Source organism: Streptomyces sp. NBC_00212 (assembly GCF_045206365.1).
Classification (GTDB): Bacteria; Actinomycetota; Actinomycetes; order Streptomycetales; family Streptomycetaceae; genus Streptomyces.
On record NZ_CP108115.1, the window covers coordinates 2091789 to 2113760 of the forward strand.

At 66.5% G+C, this 21972-nt stretch carries 16 protein-coding genes and 3 rRNA genes; 12 read left to right on the forward strand and 7 right to left on the reverse strand.

Translation table 11 applies throughout. The features are described from left to right. Positions 1-2: 2 nt before the first annotated feature. Positions 3-1787 (forward strand): malto-oligosyltrehalose trehalohydrolase, encoded by a 1785-nt coding sequence (treZ, locus tag OHA17_RS09650; protein WP_406510676.1) that lies wholly within the window; start codon positions 3-5, stop codon positions 1785-1787. Positions 1788-1824: 37 nt separating this feature from the next. On the opposite strand, the gene OHA17_RS09655 is transcribed toward treZ, so the two are convergent. The 3 genes from OHA17_RS09655 to OHA17_RS09665 form a co-directional block, all read right to left on the reverse strand. After that, positions 1825-2955: a M24 family metallopeptidase gene (locus OHA17_RS09655; RefSeq protein ID WP_406505848.1), complete on the reverse strand. Its 1131-nt coding sequence runs from the start codon at positions 2953-2955 to the stop codon at positions 1825-1827. Positions 2956-3040: 85 nt separating this feature from the next. Further along, positions 3041-3994, reverse strand: coding sequence for a hypothetical protein (locus OHA17_RS09660; protein WP_406505850.1), 954 nt, complete (start codon positions 3992-3994; stop codon positions 3041-3043). A 41-nt stretch (positions 3995-4035) separates the two neighbouring features. Continuing rightward, entirely contained in the window at positions 4036-4668 is a 633-nt protein-coding gene (locus OHA17_RS09665; RefSeq protein ID WP_406505852.1) for a nucleoside/nucleotide kinase family protein, read from the reverse strand. A gap of 73 nt (positions 4669-4741) precedes the next feature. Between OHA17_RS09665 and OHA17_RS09670 the strand changes: the two genes are divergently transcribed. Further along, positions 4742-5134, forward strand: coding sequence for a VOC family protein (locus OHA17_RS09670; protein WP_406505854.1), 393 nt, complete (start codon positions 4742-4744; stop codon positions 5132-5134). Between the two features lie 123 nt (positions 5135-5257). On the opposite strand, the gene rrf is transcribed toward OHA17_RS09670, so the two are convergent. The 3 genes from rrf to OHA17_RS09685 form a co-directional block, all read right to left on the reverse strand. Next, positions 5258-5374 (reverse strand): 5S ribosomal RNA (gene rrf / locus OHA17_RS09675). A gap of 92 nt (positions 5375-5466) precedes the next feature. Beyond that, a 23S ribosomal RNA gene (locus OHA17_RS09680) occupies positions 5467-8591 on the reverse strand. A gap of 303 nt (positions 8592-8894) precedes the next feature. Then, positions 8895-10420, reverse strand: a 16S ribosomal RNA gene (locus OHA17_RS09685). Together the 16S, 23S and 5S rRNA genes form the textbook arrangement of a ribosomal RNA operon. A gap of 608 nt (positions 10421-11028) precedes the next feature. On the opposite strand from OHA17_RS09685, the gene OHA17_RS09690 reads away from it, so the two are divergent. The 10 genes from OHA17_RS09690 (at position 11029) to OHA17_RS09735 (ending at position 21483) form a co-directional block, all read left to right on the forward strand. Beyond that, positions 11029-11763, forward strand: a complete 735-nt coding sequence (locus OHA17_RS09690; RefSeq protein ID WP_406505855.1) for a 4'-phosphopantetheinyl transferase family protein — start codon at positions 11029-11031, stop codon at positions 11761-11763. A gap of 172 nt (positions 11764-11935) precedes the next feature. Beyond that, on the forward strand, positions 11936-12310 hold the full coding sequence (locus OHA17_RS09695) for a chorismate mutase (protein ID WP_406505857.1): 375 nt from the start codon (positions 11936-11938) through the stop codon (positions 12308-12310). Between the two features lie 292 nt (positions 12311-12602). Continuing rightward, complete coding sequence (locus OHA17_RS09700; protein ID WP_406505859.1) at positions 12603-12989, forward strand: hypothetical protein; 387 nt, start codon at positions 12603-12605, stop codon at positions 12987-12989. Positions 12990-13215: 226 nt separating this feature from the next. Next, positions 13216-15444, forward strand: coding sequence for a HEAT repeat domain-containing protein (locus OHA17_RS09705; protein WP_406505861.1), 2229 nt, complete (start codon positions 13216-13218; stop codon positions 15442-15444). Between the two features lie 217 nt (positions 15445-15661). Then, entirely contained in the window at positions 15662-16837 is a 1176-nt protein-coding gene (locus OHA17_RS09710; RefSeq protein WP_406505863.1) for a hypothetical protein, read from the forward strand. A 227-nt stretch (positions 16838-17064) separates the two neighbouring features. Beyond that, positions 17065-18093, forward strand: coding sequence for a serine/threonine protein phosphatase (locus OHA17_RS09715; protein WP_406505865.1), 1029 nt, complete (start codon positions 17065-17067; stop codon positions 18091-18093). Further along, entirely contained in the window at positions 18090-19235 is a 1146-nt protein-coding gene (locus OHA17_RS09720) for a protein kinase domain-containing protein (protein WP_406505867.1), read from the forward strand. Before OHA17_RS09715 ends, OHA17_RS09720 begins: the two co-directional genes overlap by 4 nt. A gap of 45 nt (positions 19236-19280) precedes the next feature. After that, positions 19281-19991: a vWA domain-containing protein gene (locus OHA17_RS09725; protein WP_406505869.1), complete on the forward strand. Its 711-nt coding sequence runs from the start codon at positions 19281-19283 to the stop codon at positions 19989-19991. Next, the gene (locus tag OHA17_RS09730; protein ID WP_406505871.1) at positions 19988-20410 is read left to right on the forward strand and encodes a hypothetical protein; all 423 of its coding nucleotides are present in this window, start codon (positions 19988-19990) and stop codon (positions 20408-20410) included. The genes OHA17_RS09725 and OHA17_RS09730 overlap by 4 nt, the downstream gene beginning before the upstream one ends. Before the next feature lie 29 nt (positions 20411-20439). Beyond that, positions 20440-21483 carry a hypothetical protein gene (locus OHA17_RS09735; protein WP_406505873.1) on the forward strand — a complete coding sequence of 348 codons (1044 nt, stop codon included), beginning with the start codon at positions 20440-20442 and terminating at the stop codon, positions 21481-21483. A gap of 70 nt (positions 21484-21553) precedes the next feature. On the opposite strand, the gene msrB is transcribed toward OHA17_RS09735, so the two are convergent. Continuing rightward, positions 21554-21955 (reverse strand): peptide-methionine (R)-S-oxide reductase MsrB, encoded by a 402-nt coding sequence (gene msrB / locus OHA17_RS09740; protein ID WP_189965676.1) that lies wholly within the window; start codon positions 21953-21955, stop codon positions 21554-21556. Positions 21956-21972: the final 17 nt, after the last annotated feature.

Sequence of the window (21972 nt, forward strand, 5' to 3'; positions counted from 1 at the left end):
GTCTGTCGCACCATGGTCGCAACCAGCTACGACAGGGGGACACACCCGTGCTGTTCGAAGTGTGGGCGCCGAACGCCGACCGGGCCGCTCTCCTCCTGGAGGGCGCGACCCATCCCATGAGCCGCCATCCCGTGCGCGCCGGCTGGTGGCTGGCCGAGGCCGAGGGACACCCTGGCAACCGCTACGGATACGTGCTGGACGACGGCCCAGTGCTGCCCGACCCGCGATCGCGCCGACAACCTGACGGCCCTGACGGCCTCAGCGCGGTCGTCGTCCACGAAACCTTCGGCTGGCAGCATCCCTGGGAGGGGCGCCCGCTCCAGCGGGCCGTCCTGTACGAGCTGCACATCGGCACCTTCACCCCCGAAGGAACCTTTGACGCGGCCGTCCAACAGCTGCCCCATCTGGCCGAGTTGGGGATCACACACATCGAGCTGATGCCGGTGTGCCCGTTCCCGGGCCGGCACGGCTGGGGGTACGAGGGCGTCTCCCTCTGGGCGGTGCACGAGCCCTATGGCGGACCCGAGGCGCTGAAGAGGTTTGTCGACGCTGCGCACGCCCATGGTCTCGGCGTCGTCCTGGACGTCGTGCACAACCACCTGGGCCCGTCCGGCAACTACCTGCCCGCCTTCGGCCCGTACTTCACGGACACCCATCACACGCCCTGGGGCTCGGCCGTCAACCTGGATGCCGCCGGCTCCGGCGAGGTACGCGCCTTCCTCCTTGAGAGCGCGCTGGCGTGGCTGCGCGACTACCGCCTGGACGGGCTGCGCCTGGACGCGGTGCACGCGCTGGCCGACACCCGCGCGCTCACCTTCCTCGAAGAGCTCTCGACGGCCGTCGACGTGCTCGCCGCCGAACTGGGCCGGCCGCTCTTCCTCGTCGCCGAGTCCGACACCTGCGATCCGCGCACCACCAGGCCGCGCGGCGAGGGCGGCCTCGGCCTGCACGCCCAGTGGAACGACGACTTCCACCACGCCCTGCACACCGCCCTCACGGGCGAATCCCAGGGCTACTACGCCGACTTCGCGCGCGCCCCGCTCTCCGCGCTCGCCAAGACCCTGACCCGCGTGTTCTTCCACGACGGTACGTATTCGAGCTTCCGCGGCCGTGTCCACGGGCGGCCCGTAGACCGCGCCCGCACCCCCGCCCACCGCTTCCTGGGCTACGCGCAGACCCACGACCAGATCGGCAACCGGGCCCAGGGCGACCGCCTCTCAGCCACCCTGTCCCCCGGCCTGCTGGCCTGCGCGGCGACGCTGACGCTGACGAGCCCGTACCCGCCGATGCTCTTCATGGGCGAGGAGTGGGGCGCCCGCACCCCCTGGCAGTTCTTCACCGACCACACCGACCCCGCGCTCGCCCGGGCCGTACGGGAGGGCAGGCGGCGGGAGTTCACGTCCCACGGCTGGTCCGCCGAGGACGTCCCCGACCCGCAGGACCCTGCGACGCGCCGGCGCTCCTGCCTGGACTGGACGGAGCCCACGGGCGAACCGCACGCCAGGCTGCTTGCCTGGTACCGCGAACTCATCGCGCTGCGCCGCGACCGGGCCGACCTGACGGACCCCGACCTCGCGGCCGTCAAGGTGGCGTACGACGAGGAGGCGCGCTGGCTGACCTATAGGCGCGGCGACCTGAGGGTCGTGGTCAACCTCTCCAAGGAGGCGGTGCGGATCAAGCTCGGTGGCGGCGGCCGGGTCCTCGCGGCCTGGGATCCGGTCGGGGCGCCGGGCCCGGACGGCCTGCTGCTGATGCCGCCCGAGTCGTGTGCGGTCCTCGGCAGCTGAGACCCGGGCCACTCAACGCCTGTACTACTGAGGGCGGTTACTCGACGATCGCCATGGCGCGGTCGGTGTTGTTCAAACGCCGGCCGCCGTCATCTGTAACGGTGACGATGTCCTCGATGCGGACCCCGAACCGGCCGGGCAGATAGATGCCCGGCTCGATGGAGAAACACATCCCGGGCACGAGCGGCCGGTCCTCGCCCTCGATCATGTACGGCGGCTCGTGGGTGGTCACGCCGATGCCGTGGCCGGTGCGGTGGATGAAGTACTCGCCGTATCCGGCGTCCGCGATCACGGCGCGCGCCGCGCGGTCGACGTCCTGGCAGGCGGCGCCGGGCCTGACCGCCTCGAAACCGGCCTGCTGGGCCTCGCGCACCACGTCGTGGACGCGCTGCTCGGCGACGTCGGGCTCGCCGACGTGGACGGTACGGGTGGTGTCGGAGCCGTAGCCGTGCTTGAGCCCGCCGAAGTCGAGGACGACCATGTCGCCCTGTCCGATGGTGCGGTCGCCGGCCTCGTGGTGCGGGTTGGCGCCGTTGGGCCCGGAGCCCACGACGGTGAAGTCCACTTGTGAATGGCCGTACTTCATCAGGAGGGCGGCGAGATCGGCGGCGACCTCAGTCTCCTTCCGGCCCGCGAAACGTACCTTCACGATCTCGCCGTACGCCTCGTCCGCCGCCGCGCCCGCCGCCTCCAGGCGGGCCAGCTCGTGCTCGTCCTTGACGGCCCGCAGCATGGGCAGCGCCTCGGTCAGCGCGACGTACGAGGTGCCGGGCAGTTCCTTCTGCAGTCCGAGCAGGTGCATCGCCCAGGCGTTGTCGCTGACTCCGAAGCGCCCGTCGACGTCGAGGAGCGGGGCCGTCACGGCGTACGGGTCCTTGCCGTCGGTCCAGTCCCGCAGGGTCAGCGCGGCGGCTCCCGCGGCGTGTTCGGCGTCGGGTGCCTCCAGGGTCGGCACGACCAGGACCGGGTCCTGACCGGCCGCGAGCACAAGGACGGTGAGCCGCTCGGTGATCGCGGTCGGCTGGTAGCCGGTGAGGTACACGAGGTCGGGGCCGGGCGCGACGAGCACGCCGGCCAGTCCGGCGTCGGCGGCGGACTGCGCGGCGCGGGCCATCCGGGCCCGGTAGTCGTCGGCGGTGAAGGGCGCGGGGGCGGGCTTCGTAGGCATGGCCACATCCTGCCCGGACGCCCGTTGGCGCGCGAGTGGGCCGGGGCCCGTTCCGCACGCCTCCTCTTAAGGCCGACTCAGCACCTCAGAACCCATCGGTCTCGTCGTCGACAAGCCGCTCAAGAAGCTCACCGAAGTCCTCGCCGACAACGATGCGCAGCCCCTCGCCGTCCCGGTCGCTGAGCTGGGTGAGCGTGCCGCCGCGCCACCAATAGACGTACGGGCTGATCGACCCCGGAGTGTCCTCGTACCCCGAGGCCGCGAACGAGGCCATGGCGTTGAGGGCGAGGACCATGCCGGAATCGCGGATGACGTGGAAGGCGAGCTGGTGGCGGAAAGGCATCGCCACGAGCGCGCCCTCCGGAGGGACCTCTCGGCCGGTGACCTGGCGTACGACGGCCTCCAGGGCGAGCACCCGGCTCGCCGTGTAGAAGGAGTCGCCGACGACGATGTCGAAGCGCATCCCGTCGTCGCCCTTGACCGTCTCGTGTCCCTCGACGGGCAGTTCACGCAGATTACGCAGGGCTTGTTCTCGCAGGTCAGGGACCTTGCCGAGGGGTTCGAGGGCCTCGTCGGTGAGCATCATGACGCTCTCGGGGAGGTCGAGAGCGAGGATCTCGTAGAGGCCCGGCGCCACACTGCGCGCATAGCCGAAGCTCTGCGGGTCGAGTCCGTCGCCGCTGATCACCCGGGGATACAGCTGGGCCCGGATCTGTTCGGGCGGCAGGGTTTCAAGTGCGGAAGGCGCGTCCATGGTGCGCAGCACCATTCCGACGTGCTTACGGATCAATTCCGGCCACACGCGCGGGCCGCGCGGCTCGTTGTGGCAAACGGCGGCGAGATTGCCCAGGCCGAACTGGCGCCCGCCGCTGTCCTTCACCATGTCCGCGTAGACCGTGACCTCCAGGCCCAGCTCGGCGAACGCTTCCCTGACCACCGCACGGAACCGGACGCCCTCGTCGTTCGAGAAGAAGCCGAACTCGGGGTCCCTCGGAACGTCGCTCGCGTCCCGCCTGGGCCCTCGTCGGAATATCCCCACGTCTGCTGCCTTCCCCTTGCACGGTCGCCAGAGCTGCGAGCCTACCCAGTGTGCGCACCCGTGATGACAAGATCCGCCCGCGCGCGGCCGGCGGCCACGAGACGTGCGTTGACCTCGTCGCACTCCTCGACCCACCGCTCGGCGTACGGTCGGGGCTTCCCGTGCCGCACATGCCGCTCGACCAGTCTGCGCACCCGCTCCCCGTTGTCGACATGGAGATACCAGATCTCGTCCACGAGATCCCTGACCTGCGCCCAGGCCCCCTCGTCATGAAGCAGGTAGTTGCCCTCGGTCACGACGAGCGGCACCTGAGGTGCGACGGGAATGCTCCCGGCCAACGCCTCCTCCAACGACCGGTCGAAGTCCGGCGCGTATACGACCGTGCCGGGATCGGGCGAGCGCAGCCTGCCAAGCAGCGCGGCATATCCGGCAGCGTCGAAGGTGTCGGGCGCACCCTTGCGTTCGGTACGTCCGAGCCGACGCAGCTCCCCGTTGGCGAGATGGAACCCGTCCATGGGCACGAGCACGGCCTGCCCATCGAGGCGCCTCACCAACTTCCCGGCCAGCGTGGACTTTCCGGCACCGGGCGGCCCCGCGATGCCAAGAATACGGCGACGCCCGGGAACGACGAGGCTGCGCGCGCGGCGCACGAGCCCGTCAAGGTCGAGATCCATACCCCGCATTGTTCCACCGCCCTCTCCGGAGTCACGTAGTACGTATAACTTCGGTACGTATAACCTGGGTGGTATGCCGCACATTGCACTGATCACGCTCGTCGTGCGCGACTACGACGAGGCCATCAAGTTCTACACTCGGGCCCTGGGGTTCGAACTGGCCGAGGACACCGACCGCGGGGACGGTTCGCGCTGGGTGGTCGTCCGCCCGCCCGGCGCCACGGCCGGCGCGGTCTCGCTGCTCCTGGCCCGGGCGAAGGACGACAACCAGTTGGCGAGCGTGGGCGCACAGACCGGTGGCCGGGTCGGGTTCTTCCTCCACACCGAGGACTTCGCGGGCGACCATGCCCGCATGGTGGCGGCCGGCGTCCGCTTCCTGGAGGAGCCGCGGCACGAGCCGTACGGTTCGGTGGCGGTGTTCGAGGACCTCTACGGAAATCGCTGGGATCTGCTGCAGCCGGCTTAGGGGATTTGTATTCAGGGCTCCGGTGCAGGCCTGAATGCATGCCTGATCCGGGTGTGAAACGTGAAAAAGCCCCGCACCGTGACCGTATTCCTACGGTCTGGTGCGGGGCTTTCCCCACAATTTGTTCGGCGGCGTCCTACTCTCCCACAGGGTCCCCCCTGCAGTACCATCGGCGCTGAAAGGCTTAGCTTCCGGGTTCGGAATGTAACCGGGCGTTTCCCTAACGCTATGACCACCGAAACACTATGAAGTTGAACACCGGAACCCACTGAAACCAGGGGTTCTGACGGCTGTTCATTGCTTCAGAACAAACACAGTGGACGCGAGCAACTGAGGACAAGCCCTCGGCCTATTAGTACCAGTCAGCTCCACCCGTTACCGGGCTTCCACATCTGGCCTATCAACCCAGTCGTCTACTGGGAGCCTTACCCTCTCAAGGAGGTGGGAACACTCATCTCGAAGCAGGCTTCCCGCTTAGATGCTTTCAGCGGTTATCCTTTCCGAACGTAGCCAACCAGCCATGCCCTTGGCAGGACAACTGGCACACCAGAGGTTCGTCCGTCCCGGTCCTCTCGTACTAGGGACAGCCCTTCTCAATGTTCCTGCGCGCGCAGCGGATAGGGACCGAACTGTCTCACGACGTTCTAAACCCAGCTCGCGTACCGCTTTAATGGGCGAACAGCCCAACCCTTGGGACCGACTCCAGCCCCAGGATGCGACGAGCCGACATCGAGGTGCCAAACCATCCCGTCGATATGGACTCTTGGGGAAGATCAGCCTGTTATCCCCGGGGTACCTTTTATCCGTTGAGCGACGGCGCTTCCACAAGCCACCGCCGGATCACTAGTCCCGACTTTCGTCCCTGCTCGACCCGTCGGTCTCACAGTCAAGCTCCCTTGTGCACTTACACTCAACACCTGATTGCCAACCAGGCTGAGGGAACCTTTGGGCGCCTCCGTTACTCTTTAGGAGGCAACCGCCCCAGTTAAACTACCCATCAGACACTGTCCCTGATCCGGATCACGGACCGAGGTTAGACATCCAGCACGACCAGAGTGGTATTTCAACGACGACTCCACAACCACTGGCGTGGCCGCTTCAAAGTCTCCCACCTATCCTACACAAGCCGAACCGAACACCAATATCAAACTGTAGTAAAGGTCCCGGGGTCTTTCCGTCCTGCTGCGCGAAACGAGCATCTTTACTCGTAGTGCAATTTCACCGGGCCTATGGTTGAGACAGTCGAGAAGTCGTTACGCCATTCGTGCAGGTCGGAACTTACCCGACAAGGAATTTCGCTACCTTAGGATGGTTATAGTTACCACCGCCGTTTACTGGCGCTTAAGTTCTCAGCTTCGCCACACCGAAATGTGACTAACCGGTCCCCTTAACGTTCCAGCACCGGGCAGGCGTCAGTCCGTATACATCGCCTTACGGCTTCGCACGGACCTGTGTTTTTAGTAAACAGTCGCTTCTCGCTGGTCTCTGCGGCCACCCCCAGCTCAGAGTGCAAGACTCATCACCGGACGTGGCCCCCCTTCTCCCGAAGTTACGGGGGCATTTTGCCGAGTTCCTTAACCATAGTTCACCCGAACGCCTCGGTATTCTCTACCTGACCACCTGAGTCGGTTTAGGGTACGGGCCGCCATGAAACTCGCTAGAGGCTTTTCTCGACAGCATAGGATCATCCACTTCACCACAATCGGCTCGGCATCAGGTCTCACCCTTATATGTCATCCGGATTTGCCTAGATGACGGGCTACACCCTTACCCCGGGACAACCACCGCCCGGGCTGGACTACCTTCCTGCGTCACCCCATCGCTTACCTACTACCACCTTGGGCCGGCGGCTCCACCACTTTCCATTCCCCGAAGGGTCCGGAACGGCTTCACGGCCTTAGCATTAATGGGCTCGATACTGGGCGTTTCAAAGCGGGTACCGGAATATCAACCGGTTGTCCATCGACTACGCCTGTCGGCCTCGCCTTAGGTCCCGACTTACCCTGGGCAGATCAGCTTGACCCAGGAACCCTTAGTCAATCGGCGCACACGTTTCTCACGTGTGTATCGCTACTCATGCCTGCATTCTCACTCGTGAACCGTCCACCACTAGCTTCCGCTGCAGCTTCACCCGGCACACGACGCTCCCCTACCCATCCCAGCAGGCGTTGGCCCTATATGCTGGAATGACACGACTTCGGCGGTACGCTTGAGCCCCGCTACATTGTCGGCGCGGAATCACTTGACCAGTGAGCTATTACGCACTCTTTCAAGGGTGGCTGCTTCTAAGCCAACCTCCTGGTTGTCTCTGCGACTCCACATCCTTTCCCACTTAGCGTACGCTTAGGGGCCTTAGTCGATGCTCTGGGCTGTTTCCCTCTCGACCATGGAGCTTATCCCCCACAGTCTCACTGCCGCGCTCTCACTTACCGGCATTCGGAGTTTGGCTAAGGTCAGTAACCCGGTAGGGCCCATCGCCTATCCAGTGCTCTACCTCCGGCAAGAAACACACGACGCTGCACCTAAATGCATTTCGGGGAGAACCAGCTATCACGGAGTTTGATTGGCCTTTCACCCCTAACCACAGGTCATCCCCCAGGTTTTCAACCCTGGTGGGTTCGGTCCTCCACGACCTCTTACAGCCGCTTCAACCTGCCCATGGCTAGATCACTCCGCTTCGGGTCTAGAGCGTGCAACTCAATCGCCCTGTTCGGACTCGCTTTCGCTACGGCTTCCCCACACGGGTTAACCTCGCTACACACCGCTAACTCGCAGGCTCATTCTTCAAAAGGCACGCAGTCACGACTGACAGCACAAGTGCTGCCAGCGACGCTCCCACGGCTTGTAGGCACACGGTTTCAGGTACTATTTCACTCCGCTCCCGCGGTACTTTTCACCATTCCCTCACGGTACTATCCGCTATCGGTCACCAGGGAATATTTAGGCTTAGCGGGTGGTCCCGCCAGATTCACACGGGATTTCTCGGGCCCCGTGCTACTTGGGTGTCTCTCAAACGAGCCGTTGATGTTTCAGCTACGGGGGTCTTACCCTCTACGCCGGACCTTTCGCATGTCCTTCGCCTACACCAACGGTTTCTGACTCGTCCTGTCGCCGGCAGACGACAGAAGAGAGATCCCACAACCCCGCATGCGCAACCCCTGCCGGGTATCACACGCATACGGTTTGGCCTCATCCGGTTTCGCTCGCCACTACTCCCGGAATCACGGTTGTTTTCTCTTCCTGAGGGTACTGAGATGTTTCACTTCCCCTCGTTCCCTCCACATACCCTATGTGTTCAGGTATGGGTGACAGCCCATGACGACTGCCGGGTTTCCCCATTCGGAAACCCCCGGATCAAAGCCTGGTTGACGGCTCCCCGGGGACTATCGTGGCCTCCCACGTCCTTCATCGGTTCCTGGTGCCAAGGCATCCACCGTGCGCCCTTAAAAACTTGGCCACAGATGCTCGCGTCCACTGTGCAGTTCTCAAACAACGACCAGCCACCCATCACCCCACCAACATCGTGGTGAGTTCACTGGGGCCGGCATCAGAAGGACAGACCTCACGGTCCGTACCCTCAGACACCCAACAGCGTGCCCGACCCGATCCTCCCTGGTTCACGTTCCACGCCGAAGCAGTACTGGTGACCCTGAAGCATCGTGCCGAATAGTCAACGTTCCACCCATGAGCTGACCACCGTCGGACGTTTGCCGACGAAATGGCCTCTGACCAGGCGAACCTGGTGAGAAGTGCTCCTTAGAAAGGAGGTGATCCAGCCGCACCTTCCGGTACGGCTACCTTGTTACGACTTCGTCCCAATCGCCAGTCCCACCTTCGACAGCTCCCTCCCACAAGGGGTTGGGCCACCGGCTTCGGGTGTTACCGACTTTCGTGACGTGACGGGCGGTGTGTACAAGGCCCGGGAACGTATTCACCGCAGCAATGCTGATCTGCGATTACTAGCAACTCCGACTTCATGGGGTCGAGTTGCAGACCCCAATCCGAACTGAGACCGGCTTTTTGAGATTCGCTCCGCCTCGCGGCATCGCAGCTCTTTGTACCGGCCATTGTAGCACGTGTGCAGCCCAAGACATAAGGGGCATGATGACTTGACGTCGTCCCCACCTTCCTCCGAGTTGACCCCGGCAGTCTCCTGTGAGTCCCCATCACCCCGAAGGGCATGCTGGCAACACAGAACAAGGGTTGCGCTCGTTGCGGGACTTAACCCAACATCTCACGACACGAGCTGACGACAGCCATGCACCACCTGTATACCGACCACAAGGGGGCGACCATCTCTGGCCGTTTCCGGTATATGTCAAGCCTTGGTAAGGTTCTTCGCGTTGCGTCGAATTAAGCCACATGCTCCGCTGCTTGTGCGGGCCCCCGTCAATTCCTTTGAGTTTTAGCCTTGCGGCCGTACTCCCCAGGCGGGGAACTTAATGCGTTAGCTGCGGCACCGACGACGTGGAATGTCGCCAACACCTAGTTCCCAACGTTTACGGCGTGGACTACCAGGGTATCTAATCCTGTTCGCTCCCCACGCTTTCGCTCCTCAGCGTCAGTAATGGCCCAGAGATCCGCCTTCGCCACCGGTGTTCCTCCTGATATCTGCGCATTTCACCGCTACACCAGGAATTCCGATCTCCCCTACCACACTCTAGCTAGCCCGTATCGAATGCAGACCCGGGGTTAAGCCCCGGGCTTTCACATCCGACGTGACAAGCCGCCTACGAGCTCTTTACGCCCAATAATTCCGGACAACGCTTGCGCCCTACGTATTACCGCGGCTGCTGGCACGTAGTTAGCCGGCGCTTCTTCTGCAGGTACCGTCACTTTCGCTTCTTCCCTGCTGAAAGAGGTTTACAACCCGAAGGCCGTCATCCCTCACGCGGCGTCGCTGCATCAGGCTTTCGCCCATTGTGCAATATTCCCCACTGCTGCCTCCCGTAGGAGTCTGGGCCGTGTCTCAGTCCCAGTGTGGCCGGTCGCCCTCTCAGGCCGGCTACCCGTCGTCGCCTTGGTAGGCCATCACCCCACCAACAAGCTGATAGGCCGCGGGCTCATCCTTCACCGCCGGAGCTTTTAACCCCCCACCATGCGGCAGGAAGTGTTATCCGGTATTAGACCCCGTTTCCAGGGCTTGTCCCAGAGTGAAGGGCAGATTGCCCACGTGTTACTCACCCGTTCGCCACTAATCCACCCCGAAGGGCTTCATCGTTCGACTTGCATGTGTTAAGCACGCCGCCAGCGTTCGTCCTGAGCCAGGATCAAACTCTCCATGAATGTTTACCCGTAATCGGGTGCACACATCACGTAAGAGCGGGACGACCAAGCCGGAATGAGGCCGGTCGTCCACAGCGTCCTCGCTGTGTAATCGCCACCCACACCCCAAAGGGGCGGGTGGACTTTTCAAAGGAACCTCGATCCGCCGAAGCGGATACGGGGTTGTCAATCTGGCGTTGACTTTTGGCACGCTGTTGAGTTCTCAAGGAACGGACGCTTCCTTCGTACTCACCCTCTCGGGCTTTCCTCCGGGCGCTTCCCTTCGGTATTTCGTGTTCCCGACTCTATCAGACTCTTTCGTGTCCGATTCCCCGTCGGGGCGGGGTTTGTCTTCCCGGCTGTTGGGCCGTTCCGACGTCCCGAACTCTAGCGGATTTCCCCGGCCGATTCATAATCGAGTCTTCCGGTCCGACCGGAAATAGAATTCGGCATGCCGAATTCACCCCGGGCGGGAGATCGTGCTGAGTTGGGTGCCGCAGAATCTGCGGCGGACGGTTGCTGCAGAACCGTTCCGGCTCCGTGGCAACTCGAAGGACCTTACGGCTCTGCCGGTCACGCGTCAACTTGGGCGTCAACCCGGCGCCGTCCAGGGGCGGTAGCGTTCCTCCGTGACCTTGATCCTCGAAACCGACACCGCCGTCGCGCACGCCTGGTGGTGGCGTACCGGAGACGGCCCCATAGATCCGGCCGACCTGGCCCTGCTCAGCAAGGACGAGCGCGACCGCGCCGCGCGGTTCGTGCACGTGGGGGCGAAGGTGGGTTACGTCGCCGGACGTGCCACGAGCCGGCGGATCCTCTCGGAGCTCCTCGATGTGCCGCCCGCGGAGATAGGCCTCGGCCGCAGGCCATGCCCGGGGTGCGGTGATCCGCTGCACGGGCCGCCCGCCGTGCTGCACCCGCAGTCCCCTCTGTGGATCAGCATTTCGCACACCGACGGCTGCGGCATGCTCGCCGTGGCCCGCGTCCCGGTGGGGGTGGACGTGGAAGTCGTACGTGAATTCCCGATCGAGGAGCTCGCGCCGTCCACGCTGACCGCGTCGGAGCGCCACGTCGTGCTCGGCACCCCCGAGGGGGATGCCCGCACCCAGGCTTTCCTGCGCTGCTGGACGCGTAAGGAAGCCGTGCTCAAGGCGGTCGGCGTCGGGATCACCACCGACCTGACCGCCGTCGAGACCCGGCCGGAGAGCTCCGGCCCGGCCGTCGTGGCCGCCGGGGTGCCCGGCACTCCCGAGTCCTGGGCCGTGACCGACCTCGCCGTGCCCAGCACCTGGGCCGCGGCCATCTCCGTGCCTGCGGAAGGAGACGGCGGCCACCTTGAAGTCCGCCTCCACGAGCACGCCTGAGCGGCGCCACCGCCGGGTCCCACCACCGGGCCCCGGCGCCTCAGGAGGACCTCCTGACGCAGGGGTTCTGGTGCTGAACTGTCCTGTTTCATCCGGCGAGTTCATCCGACCAACACGCCATCACTTGATAGGCGTTGAGGCATGGAAAACGACCCGTTGCCCGGCGCCCTCCATGGCTGACCTTCCCGTACCGGCATCCGCACCAGGCCGGCCGTCCCGCACGTCAACTGCCCTGCCCCACGAGGAGAGCACCATGACCCTGCAGACACTGCCGACCAGCGACAAAGCCACCACGGAAGCCGCCATCGCGGACCTCAGAAGCTCCATCGACGTGCTCGACGCCGAGATCCTCGCCCTCCTGGAGCGCCGCCGCGAACTGTCCGAGGCCGTTCAGAAGGTCCGGATCGCGGCGGGCGGGCGGCGTACCGAGTTCAGCCGCGAGAACGTGATCATCAAGCGGTACGCCGACCGGTTCGGGCGACCGGGCGGCGCCATCGCGATGAAGCTCCTCGAAATCTGCCGGGGCACCATCAAAGTGAGCCGTTAGCAGCCCGCGCATCTCGTGCGAAGGACAAAAAAAAGAGGGGCCAGTTCCGCCACCCGCCGACGTCCGCACCGCGCCCGGCCGACCATGCCGGGCTCGGAATCAGCCAACCATTCTCACCTGAGGAGGGTCTGGATACCGCCACGACGTCCCGCGCGGGACAGCAGAGCGGTCTCCTTCTGTCTGGCATATTTCGGCCAACGTTCCGCAACGCTCCCTTCGCGGCAGTGACCGAGGGCAAACTTGCCTGGTCCCACTTGCCTGTGGGGGAAATCGGGGGAGCAGTGTGGATCCGGTGACAGCTGTCGCGGCAGCAAGTGTCGCGCTCGTGGTCAAAGGCGCCTTGGAGGCCGCCGGCCAGGAGGCAGGACATTCCGGTTGGGGCGGCGGGGCAAGGCTCGTCCAGCGACTTCGCGCGCGGTTCCGCGGCGATCCCGATGCGGAACACGCGCTCGACCGCGTGACTCAGGCGCCGGACGATGAGCCGACCCGTCAGGAACTGGAGCGGATCCTCGCCGCCCACATGCTGCGGGACCGGGCATTCGAAACCGACGTGCGGCGGCTGGTCGACGAAGCGGTCGCCGCGACGGGGCATGGCGCACAAGTCAGCGCCGTTCTGATCAAGAACGCACAGGTGTTCAACGAAAAGGTCGAAGTGCAGGGGGACTGGAACGTGTCGTAGGCCCAAAGGCCCTGCGCGCTGCATGTTTCTCCCTCAGGTCCAGCATGGCTGGCGCCTCGACACGTCTTGCCGGACAAGGAGCCCGTATCCGGTCGGCCTCCCGCCGGTGACAGCGCTCGTCGCTGTCTGCGCCTCTCGCCTGGTCCCCCGGCCCCCCTCGTGTTCGCCGAGATGGGGACCGCGGCTGTCTCCCTTTCACTCGTCCCGCCCCGGAAGACCAAGAGTCATGAGCAAGGAATCCCCCGCCGAGACACCCGACATCGGGTCCGAAGGCCCCGATCCTGCTCCGGGAGCCCCAGAGTCGCCGAAGCCCGCGCCAGAGTCCGAGCGGCGGTCCGCCGACACGGAGCAGGACGGGCCAGTCAGTGAATCCGACGCCTTGCGCAACCTGACCGAAAGCACCACGGCCGACGACGCGGAACGGTCCGAAGCACTGCAGGCGGGTGCTATCGCCGATCTCATCGCCCAACGTCTCAACGACGACGCTTCCGGCACCCGGATCGGCACCCTCGCACTGTTCAACGACTCGGTGAGCTTCGGCGGCGGGTTCAACACCACGGGCGGCCGCGGCCCGGCGGCCCAGCGTGGCCTCCGGGCGCTCCCCCTGGAACCGTCCGAAGTCGTCGGCCACACCGAACTTTTCGTGCACCCCGAGGGGTACGACGACGCGCTCGGCGCTCTGTGTGACCAGCGACTGCTCGTACTGACCGGAGTACCGGGCAGCGGACGCGAGGCCGTGGCTGTGAACCTGCTCGGCGAAGCCTTTGCTCTGCGCGGTGGGGGCGATGGCGCCTGCCACCGCCTTCTGGACGCGACGACCATGCTGGAACCAGGCTGGGAACCCCCCGGAAAGAACACCGGGTACCTGGTGAGCATTGACGACGGACCTGCGGGAATGCGGGGTTTCGCCGACCGGATGCACCAACTGCCCTCCGTCGTGGCGGCGTTACGCGCCACGGGCGGTCTCCTGGTGCTCACCGGCGGCCACGACCTCACCATGGCATTGCGTGGACCTGGTGGCGCGGCGGTCGCCACACACGTGCTTGTGCCCGCCGATCCGCTGGCCATCCTTGAGCGGCGCGTGCTCGGTCACGGAGAAGACCCGGAGGCCCAAGCGAAGTTGCACGCGCTCATCGAATCCACCGGAGCCGCCCGCGCCTTACGCGAACAGCCGGCGGCCCGGCACGCCGCACGGCTCGCCTCTGTGATCGGTGCCGGTGGGGATGTGGCCGCCGAAGCAGCCGCACTGCGCGACCCAAGCGATCAGGTGCGCACCTGGTTCGACCGCTACCGCGAACCCGAGGCCCTTGCCTTCGCGCTTGCCTCGGCCACGCTTGAGGGCAGCACCTACCTCACCGTTTCCGAGGCCGCAGTAAAACTCCGCACGTCGCTCACCCCGCCGGAGCTCGCCGCGCCCGACCTGCGCTTCAGGGACAGAGTCGGCCATGAGCAGCAGTGGATCCATCTCGTCCCCACCGACTCGGGACCACCACAGGTGCGCTTCCGCAGCGCCCTGCTCGGACAGGTCATCCTCCGCTACGCGTGGACCAGCCTCGACGGACAGCGTGAAGCCATCCTTGCCTGGCTGCGGCAGCTGCTGAGCCATCGCGATGTCGAGGTACGCGCCCGGGCCGCGGTCGCCGCCGGAGTGCTCGCTTCGGCGGACCACCACTACGCCGTGCATCGCTTCCTCACCGCTTGGGCGGGCAGCGCCTCCTGGCCGGTGCGCCAAGCCGCCGCGACGGCACTGGGGGTGGCCGGGAGCCGGCCTGAATCGACGGATTCCGTATGGGATCTGCTGGACAGCTGGGCGCGCGGTGGCAGCTCGGCGCAGCAGCGACGGCTCGCCGGTACAGCAGCGAATGCCGTGGGCGGGCTCCTTGGCCGCGAAGCCCCCGAGCGGGCCGTCGCCGTCCTGCACGCCGCCTTGGACCGCGGCGACGACTGGGGCACTCTGCCGTCCGTGGCCTGGGGCGGCGTCCATCTCATCCACCAAGGGCAGGCGGGTGCGCTCCTCGATGCCTACCTGGAGTGGTCCGAGCCGCAGGACCTCTCGCCCCTGGTCGTCAAGTCCCTCTCCGCCTTCGTTTTCGCGGCGACCAGGCCGTACGAGCGGGTGGCCGATGGCCCCGCCGAGGGCGTACCCGGGACACCGTTGCTGCTGAGCGGGCTCCCCCTGCACGGCGAGCAGCTCGCGGAGCTGTGGGCCAGGGCCCTGGCGCGACGCCCGGTGCAGGAATCCGCGCTCGAAGCCCTGCGCAAGTGGATCGACACGTACTGCGATAAATGCCCCGGGTCACTGGACGCCTTGGGGACGCTCCTCGTCGATGTCGCGGGCAGGCCCGGCTCGCATCGCCGACGGCTGCTGTGGTGGCTGGATCAATGGGACCGCAGCCGCGACCGGCCCTCGAAGAACGCCGCGGTGCTGCACCGGCGGGTGGAGCGCGAGTCATGAGCACATCGACACAGGACGAGCCGGGAGGGGAACAGTGGAGGAACAGACCTACGATCCGGTGCTGCACAGCGAGGAGCTGCCCAGGTGGCGTCTGACGAACCCGGTGCGACCGCCGGACCCCGGCCGCGCTCTGGTTCTAGTACGGGACAGCGGACCTTCGCTGACGGTCTGTAGCGGCGAGGAGATTCCTTCCTCCCGCTTCGGCACGTACAGCGGCATGTTCATCATCGACATGGCCGAGCACCGTCTGCTGCTCGATATCCCGCTACTCAGCCGCGACCCCACGTTCTCCTTCCGTAGCCGGGTCGACCTCGTATGCCGTGTCGCTGACCCGGCGAAAGTCGTCTCGCGTGGCATTCGGGACATGAGCGCCGCGCTCTACGGATACCTGCGCAAGACGCTGCGCGGGGTGGCCCGCGACTATGACATCGCCGAGTTCCACGAGGCCGAGCAGGCGTTGAATGCCGGGCTTGCCGGATTTACGGGTGACGACGCGATTGGGCTGCGCAATGTTCAGGTCGAGCTTCTCGTCGACCAGGACGAAATCATCGGCAGCGGCCGGGAGTTCCGCGATGTGGAGCGGGAGACTCGGCTCGCGGGCATGCGACGCAGGCGTCATCTCGACATGATTCGCGAGGAGGGCGTCGACGGCCTGATCGCCGAGATCATGGAGCGGGAGGGGCCGCGGGCGGCGCTCGCCTGGATCGAGAAGGGCGAGGCCGAAAGGCGGGAGGTGCGCGGGGAGGTCATGCGCATGGTTCTGGAACGCGGCGACGCCGACCGGGAGCCGTTCGAGCAGGCCGAGCTGGAGCGGGCCGTCCTGGAGGAGGTCCTGCGCGAGGGGGACGGCCTTTTCGACACGGCGACGCGACGCGGCCGACTGCGCGGCACCCTGGCGCGCGCCCTGGAGTCGGATCCCGCGGCCGATGACGACCGGGTGCCGCTCAAGGGTGAGGTTCTCCGGGAGGACAAAGGGGCCCCGCCGAAGGCCCGCAGTGGCCGCGTGTCAGGTACCACCCCAGCGGAAGCACCCGGCGGGCCCGGCGCAAAGGATGCCAGACCACTTCACGGGACCGGCCGTTCGGGGCCCTCGTCCGCCTCTCGCGGTTCCTCGGCGTCCGCACCGCCCGAGGACGAGCCCCTGCCCGACGCGGTGAGCCGCCGGGACCGCCCCGTGGAAGAGCACTGGCCGCCGCGCTCGGGCCCTTCCGTCAGTGCGGGGCGATTCTCCGGAGGAGAGGGATCCCCGCCAAGGCCATTCGGCGACGACAAGGACCCGGCGGGTACTGGCGGCTCTGCCGGCACCCAGCCGTCCGTCCCAACGCCTCGCGTCAGCCGGGTGCGCGGCACCGCCAAGCGCGGGACGACAGGACAGGACGGAAAACACCGATGACCGAACACCAGCCACGGCGCTCCGCACCCGCCCTGCGACGCGAAGCACAGCCTGTGCCCACGTGGCACGATCAAGTCCCTTTGGGAAAGCATCGGTTGGTGTCCCAGCCGGACCCGCGTCTGCCGGCGTCCACCGCTCCGCGCGGCGTATCGCCATCTGCCCTCGCAGGTCCGGAGCCAGACCCTCTGCCGCATGGGATCTGGGCGACTTCTGGCGGCGCGGACCAGGTGCGGGCTCTCTCCGTATGGACCGAGCGGGTGCTGGGGCACGGCGAGGACGCCGAGGCGTTCGTCGCCCACCACTGGGACTCCCGCCAGGGGCTGCTCGCTGTGTTCGACGGCTCAGGCGGCGCGGGATCCGCGCCCGCCTGGCAGGCGCCGGACCGCCCGCCGCACACGGGGGCGTGGGTCGGCTCACGGGTGGCCCGCCTGGCCACGGACTGCTGGTTCCGGGAAGTGGCCCGAGACGGCGAACAGCCCGGACCCGAGAGCCTGCACGGGTATCTCCAGTGGTTCCTGTCCAAGGCGCCCCAACGGCGCAGCAAGATCGGCGGCACCATGCGCCGCCAACTGCCCACCACTCTGGCCGGGGTTCACTACCGCGTACTCGACGACTGGGCCGGTGTTGAACTTCAACCGCTGTGGGCGGGCGACTCCCGAGCCTACGCCCTCCATCCGCAGGATGGTCTGCAGGTGCTCACCCGCGACCACACGCGGGAGAGCGACGCGCTGGAACTGCTCCGCAGCGACCCGCCGATGACCAACCTGGTGTGCGCGGACCGCGATTTCGAGATCGCCACGCAGCGGCTCATGCCCTTTCCGCTGCCCACCATCCTCGTGGCCGCGACGGACGGATTCTTCGGCTACGTGCACACACCGGGCGAATTCGAGTCGGTGCTCCTTGGGACCTTGCAGAAGGCCACCAGTGAGCATGAATGGGCCGACCTGTTGCGCCGCGAGGTGCAGCTTTACACGGCAGACGACGCCTCGCTCGCTCTGGTGGCCCTGGGCCACCGGGACTTCGCCGAACTGCGGGAGACGTACGCGCCACGGCTCGCCCAGTTGCGGAACCGCCTCGACCGCAACCGCCCACGGGCTCTCGACCGGACGCCCCGCCCGTCCGCCGACGGGGCCGTCGCACCGGAGGACCCGGGAGATCTCAACGCTCGCGTCCGCGCCTGGCAGGACCAGAGCTGGCACGCCTACCGCAGCAGTTACGAGACCTACCTGCCGGCGGCACCCGAGGAGCACGCGTGAAAAAGGGCGACACGATCGTCGGCTATCGCATCGTCACGGATCCCACCAATGCCAACGGCGGCAAGTGCATTTGGGCATTCGCGGAGAAGGACGGGGCGAAGTACTTCATCAAGCAGTTCCTGGAGCCCAAGCGGCCTCGCGACGACGCCAGAGAGTCCCCGAGCCTGCAAATCCGGCGTCGGCTGGCTCAGGAGTTCGAGGAGCGCCACCACACGATCATGAAGCGACTGCGCCCGGACGCACGTGGCGGCGGCAACATCGTGCTCGCCACGGACTTCTTCCACGAGGGCAGCACGTACTACAAGGTCACAGAACGCATCGACACCTCCAGCTTGGAGAAGCCTCAGATCCTTGAGCCACGACAGAAGACGGTGCTCCTCAAGACGCTGGGCAACAGCCTCAAGCAGCTCCACGACATCGACGTCGTGCACGGCGACCTCAAGCCGCTGAACGTGCTGGTGCAGAAGCGGGACGGCGCCGCCTTCCACGCGGCGAAGCTGATCGACTTCGACGACTCGTACGTCTCCGGGAGGCCGCCGGAGCCCGAGGACATCTCCGGCGACTCCCTCTACGGCGCCCCGGAGTGGCGCCGCTACCTCCAGCACAACGCGGGGCCAGAGCAGCTCACATGTGCTGTCGACATCTTTGCCCTCGGCCTGATGACACATCTCTATCTGGTGGGCGAACTCCCCTACTACGACGGAAGGTTCGGCTCACCGGCGGATGCCGTGAACGCCGGGGACGAGTTGGCTCTCAGCACACGGCTCTCCGACCAGATGCTCGGCCTGCTCCGCCGGATGACAGCCGGCGACGCGAGCACCCGCCCCCGGATTTCGGCGTTCCTGGCGGCGCTCTCGGACCCGAAGGTGTGCGCGCTGCAGCACCGCCGCCCGGGGACGACCAAGCCGAAGGCCGCGTCCACGGCAAAGGACGAACCGACGCCGACGGCAGCCAGCGGGCGTACGAGCCGTATCCGCACAAATCCCAGCTCGGGGATGACGCCGGGACCTTCATCCTCACCGCCGCGGGCTGCGGATTCCACGGCTCCCGTGTCCGCCCCGGAGCCATCGGGCGAGGCTCCCGGCCCGCGGCCCTCCCGCGTCCGCATCAATCTGGGCGACCGCGGCCGCCGATCCCCCTGACCGCGGCGTTCCAGCACGCCCGAACCCACAAGGAGACCCACCCCCGTGAACAGCAATGCCGAGCAGTACCAGGGGAATCTGCAGTACGCGGTCGACATCGTGCTCTGCATCGATGCCACCGGCAGCATGTTCCCCGTTCTGGACACCGTGAAGTCGAGCGCGCTCCAGTTCCACGAGCGGCTCAACGACGTGATGGGCAAGAAAGGCAAGGCCATCAGCCAGTTGCGCCTGAAGGTGATCGCCTTCCGCGACTTCGGGGACGATCCCTCGACCGCCATCGAGCAGACCGGCTTCCTCCACCTGCCATCTCAGGCCGAGGACTTCAAGCAGTTCCTCAACGGCATCGACGCGTCCGGCGGCGGCGATATCCCCGAATCCGGCCTTGAGGCACTCGCCCTTGCCATCAACTCTCCCTGGGAGACCGGCCTCGACCGCAGGCGGCATGTGATCGTGATGTTCACCGACGCGCCCGCCCACCCCCTCGGCACGGCCGGCGCGGGAGCGCAGGAGTATCCGGCGAGCATTCCGCGCAACATCGACGACCTGTTCGAGCAGTGGGGTTATGCCCGCAGTCAGACCTCGGTGATGGAGCAGTCGGCGAAGCGGCTCGTCCTGTTCGCGCCCGAGGAGGCGCCCTGGTCCGACCCCATCGCCGAGGAGTGGGACCTGACACTCCACTTCGCTTCCAAGGCGGGTCAGGGGCTCGAGGAGTTCGAGATGGACGAGATCATCGAGACGATCGCGAACAGCCTGTGAGTCTGGCCTGGCCCGGATTCGAGCTGAAGTGGGGTTTCGAGGGTCTGCTCGAGTTCATCTGGGCCGATTCGGGAGTGTTCGAAGCCAAGGTGGAGCGCTGCGTCGCCGCCACGCTGTACCCCCCGGGCCAAGAGGGCGGCTGTCAACTGGTTCTTCGGTTCCGCTTCGGCACGGACCACGGTCCGGCCCCGGTCGTGGTCCGCCTGGATGTGCCGCCCGAAGAAGGCCTGGGCGCCAAAGCGTTCATGAGCGTGCTGTGGAACCGGCACGGGATTCCCGACCGGCCGCCTGAGGACACCAGCGCCGCGGACTTCGAGCGTGTTCCGAACGATGCGGGGTGGATCCTCAGTCCGGCGGGCCCGGGGTCCGAAGAACTGTTCCAGGCCGTCATGGCCCATGTGAACGCCCACGACGCTTAGGCGACATACAGCGGGAAGGCAGGACAGAGGTGGCGGCTTCGGCCAACTGGAGGTGCGCGGACTGCGACCAAGTCAACGGTCCCGAGGACCGGTCCTGCGGCGCCTGCGACAGCACCCGCCGCGCTGCCACGCCACGCGAGGGCAGTGCCGGGGCAAAGCCGCCGTCGGCGCCGCGCTCCCCGGCCAAGCGCCCGGCGCCGGCGCGGCCGTCCGGAGACTGGAGGTGCTCCAAGTGCGACACCAACAACGATGCTTCGGACCTCTCCTGCATCGGGTGCGGCACTAGTTGGAAGGCGGCCACAAAGAAGCCACCGTCCCGCAAGACCGCCGGGCCGGGTGGGACAAAGGCGTCCGGCACCAGGCCGACCGGCGCGAGGACGTCGGCCCCGAAGAGGCCGACGCCGAAGCGGAGCGCTTCGCCGCCGCCCCGCACCCCGCGCGCTTCGGCGCCACCGCCAACCGGGGCGACGAGTGCGCACGTCCACCCCGAGGGCGTCTTCTATCCCCCGCCCAGTACCAGTGGCTACTCGCCCACGGCGCCGCGGCCGTCCGCTCCGTACCCGCCGCCCGCTCCAGCTCCACCGCCGTACTTCGTCCCCCACACCCCGTACGCGCCCCCCAAAAGGCGTCCCAACGGGTGCATCGGCTGTCTCACCGCGATAGGTCTCGTCTTCGTCCTCGCCGTCTTCGCCGACGGCTGCAAGAGCCTCCTCGATTCCGGTCCCGCCCAGGCGAACCCGTCGTCGAGCCCGAGCAGCGGCGCTGGCCCCTGCCCTTCCCGCATCTCCGCCAAACTGCCGCGGGGCGACGGAGCCGTACTGGTCGAGGCGTTCCGTACGGCGAACAAGCAGATAACTCTCTGCCGTACGGCGGCTGGAAGTCTCTACTACTTCGGCGAGTTCAGTGACCGTCGCGAGCCGGGCATCGCCATGTCGGCGAAGAAGACAGGCAGCGGGTACGAAGCCGACAACGCTCCCTACCGCTACGTCATTCACGACGGTGTGGTGACCATCTACGAGTCGGGCAACAAGATCGGCCAGGAGACTCTGACTCCCGAGCCGTCCCCGTCCTGAGGTCCCGTCCCCGTGCCGGGAGGGCCAGCGGGACCCGCACCCGCCGCCCCTCCCCTTCCGGCCTTCGGCCCTACTTCTCGGTCAGCCGCAGCGAGATGCTGTTGATGCAGTACCGCTGGTCCGTCGGGGTCGGGTAGCCCTCGCCCTCGAAGACGTGGCCCAGGTGCGAGCCGCAGCGGGCGCAGCGGACCTCGGTGCGGACCATTCCGTGCGTGCGGTCCTCGATCAGTTCGACCGCGTCGGTGTCCTTCGGGTCGAAGAAGCTCGGCCAGCCGCAGTGCGACTCGAACTTCTCGCCGGAGGTGAAGAGCTCGGCCCCGCAGGCGCGGCAGGAGTACACGCCCTCCGTCTTGGTGTCGGTGTACTCACCGACGAAGGCGGGCTCCGTGCCGGCCTGGCGCAGCACCTGGTACTCGGCGGGCGTCAGCTCCGCGCGCCACTGCTCGTCCGGCTTCTCGACGTCGTACGACATGGGGTGCTCCTCGGTCG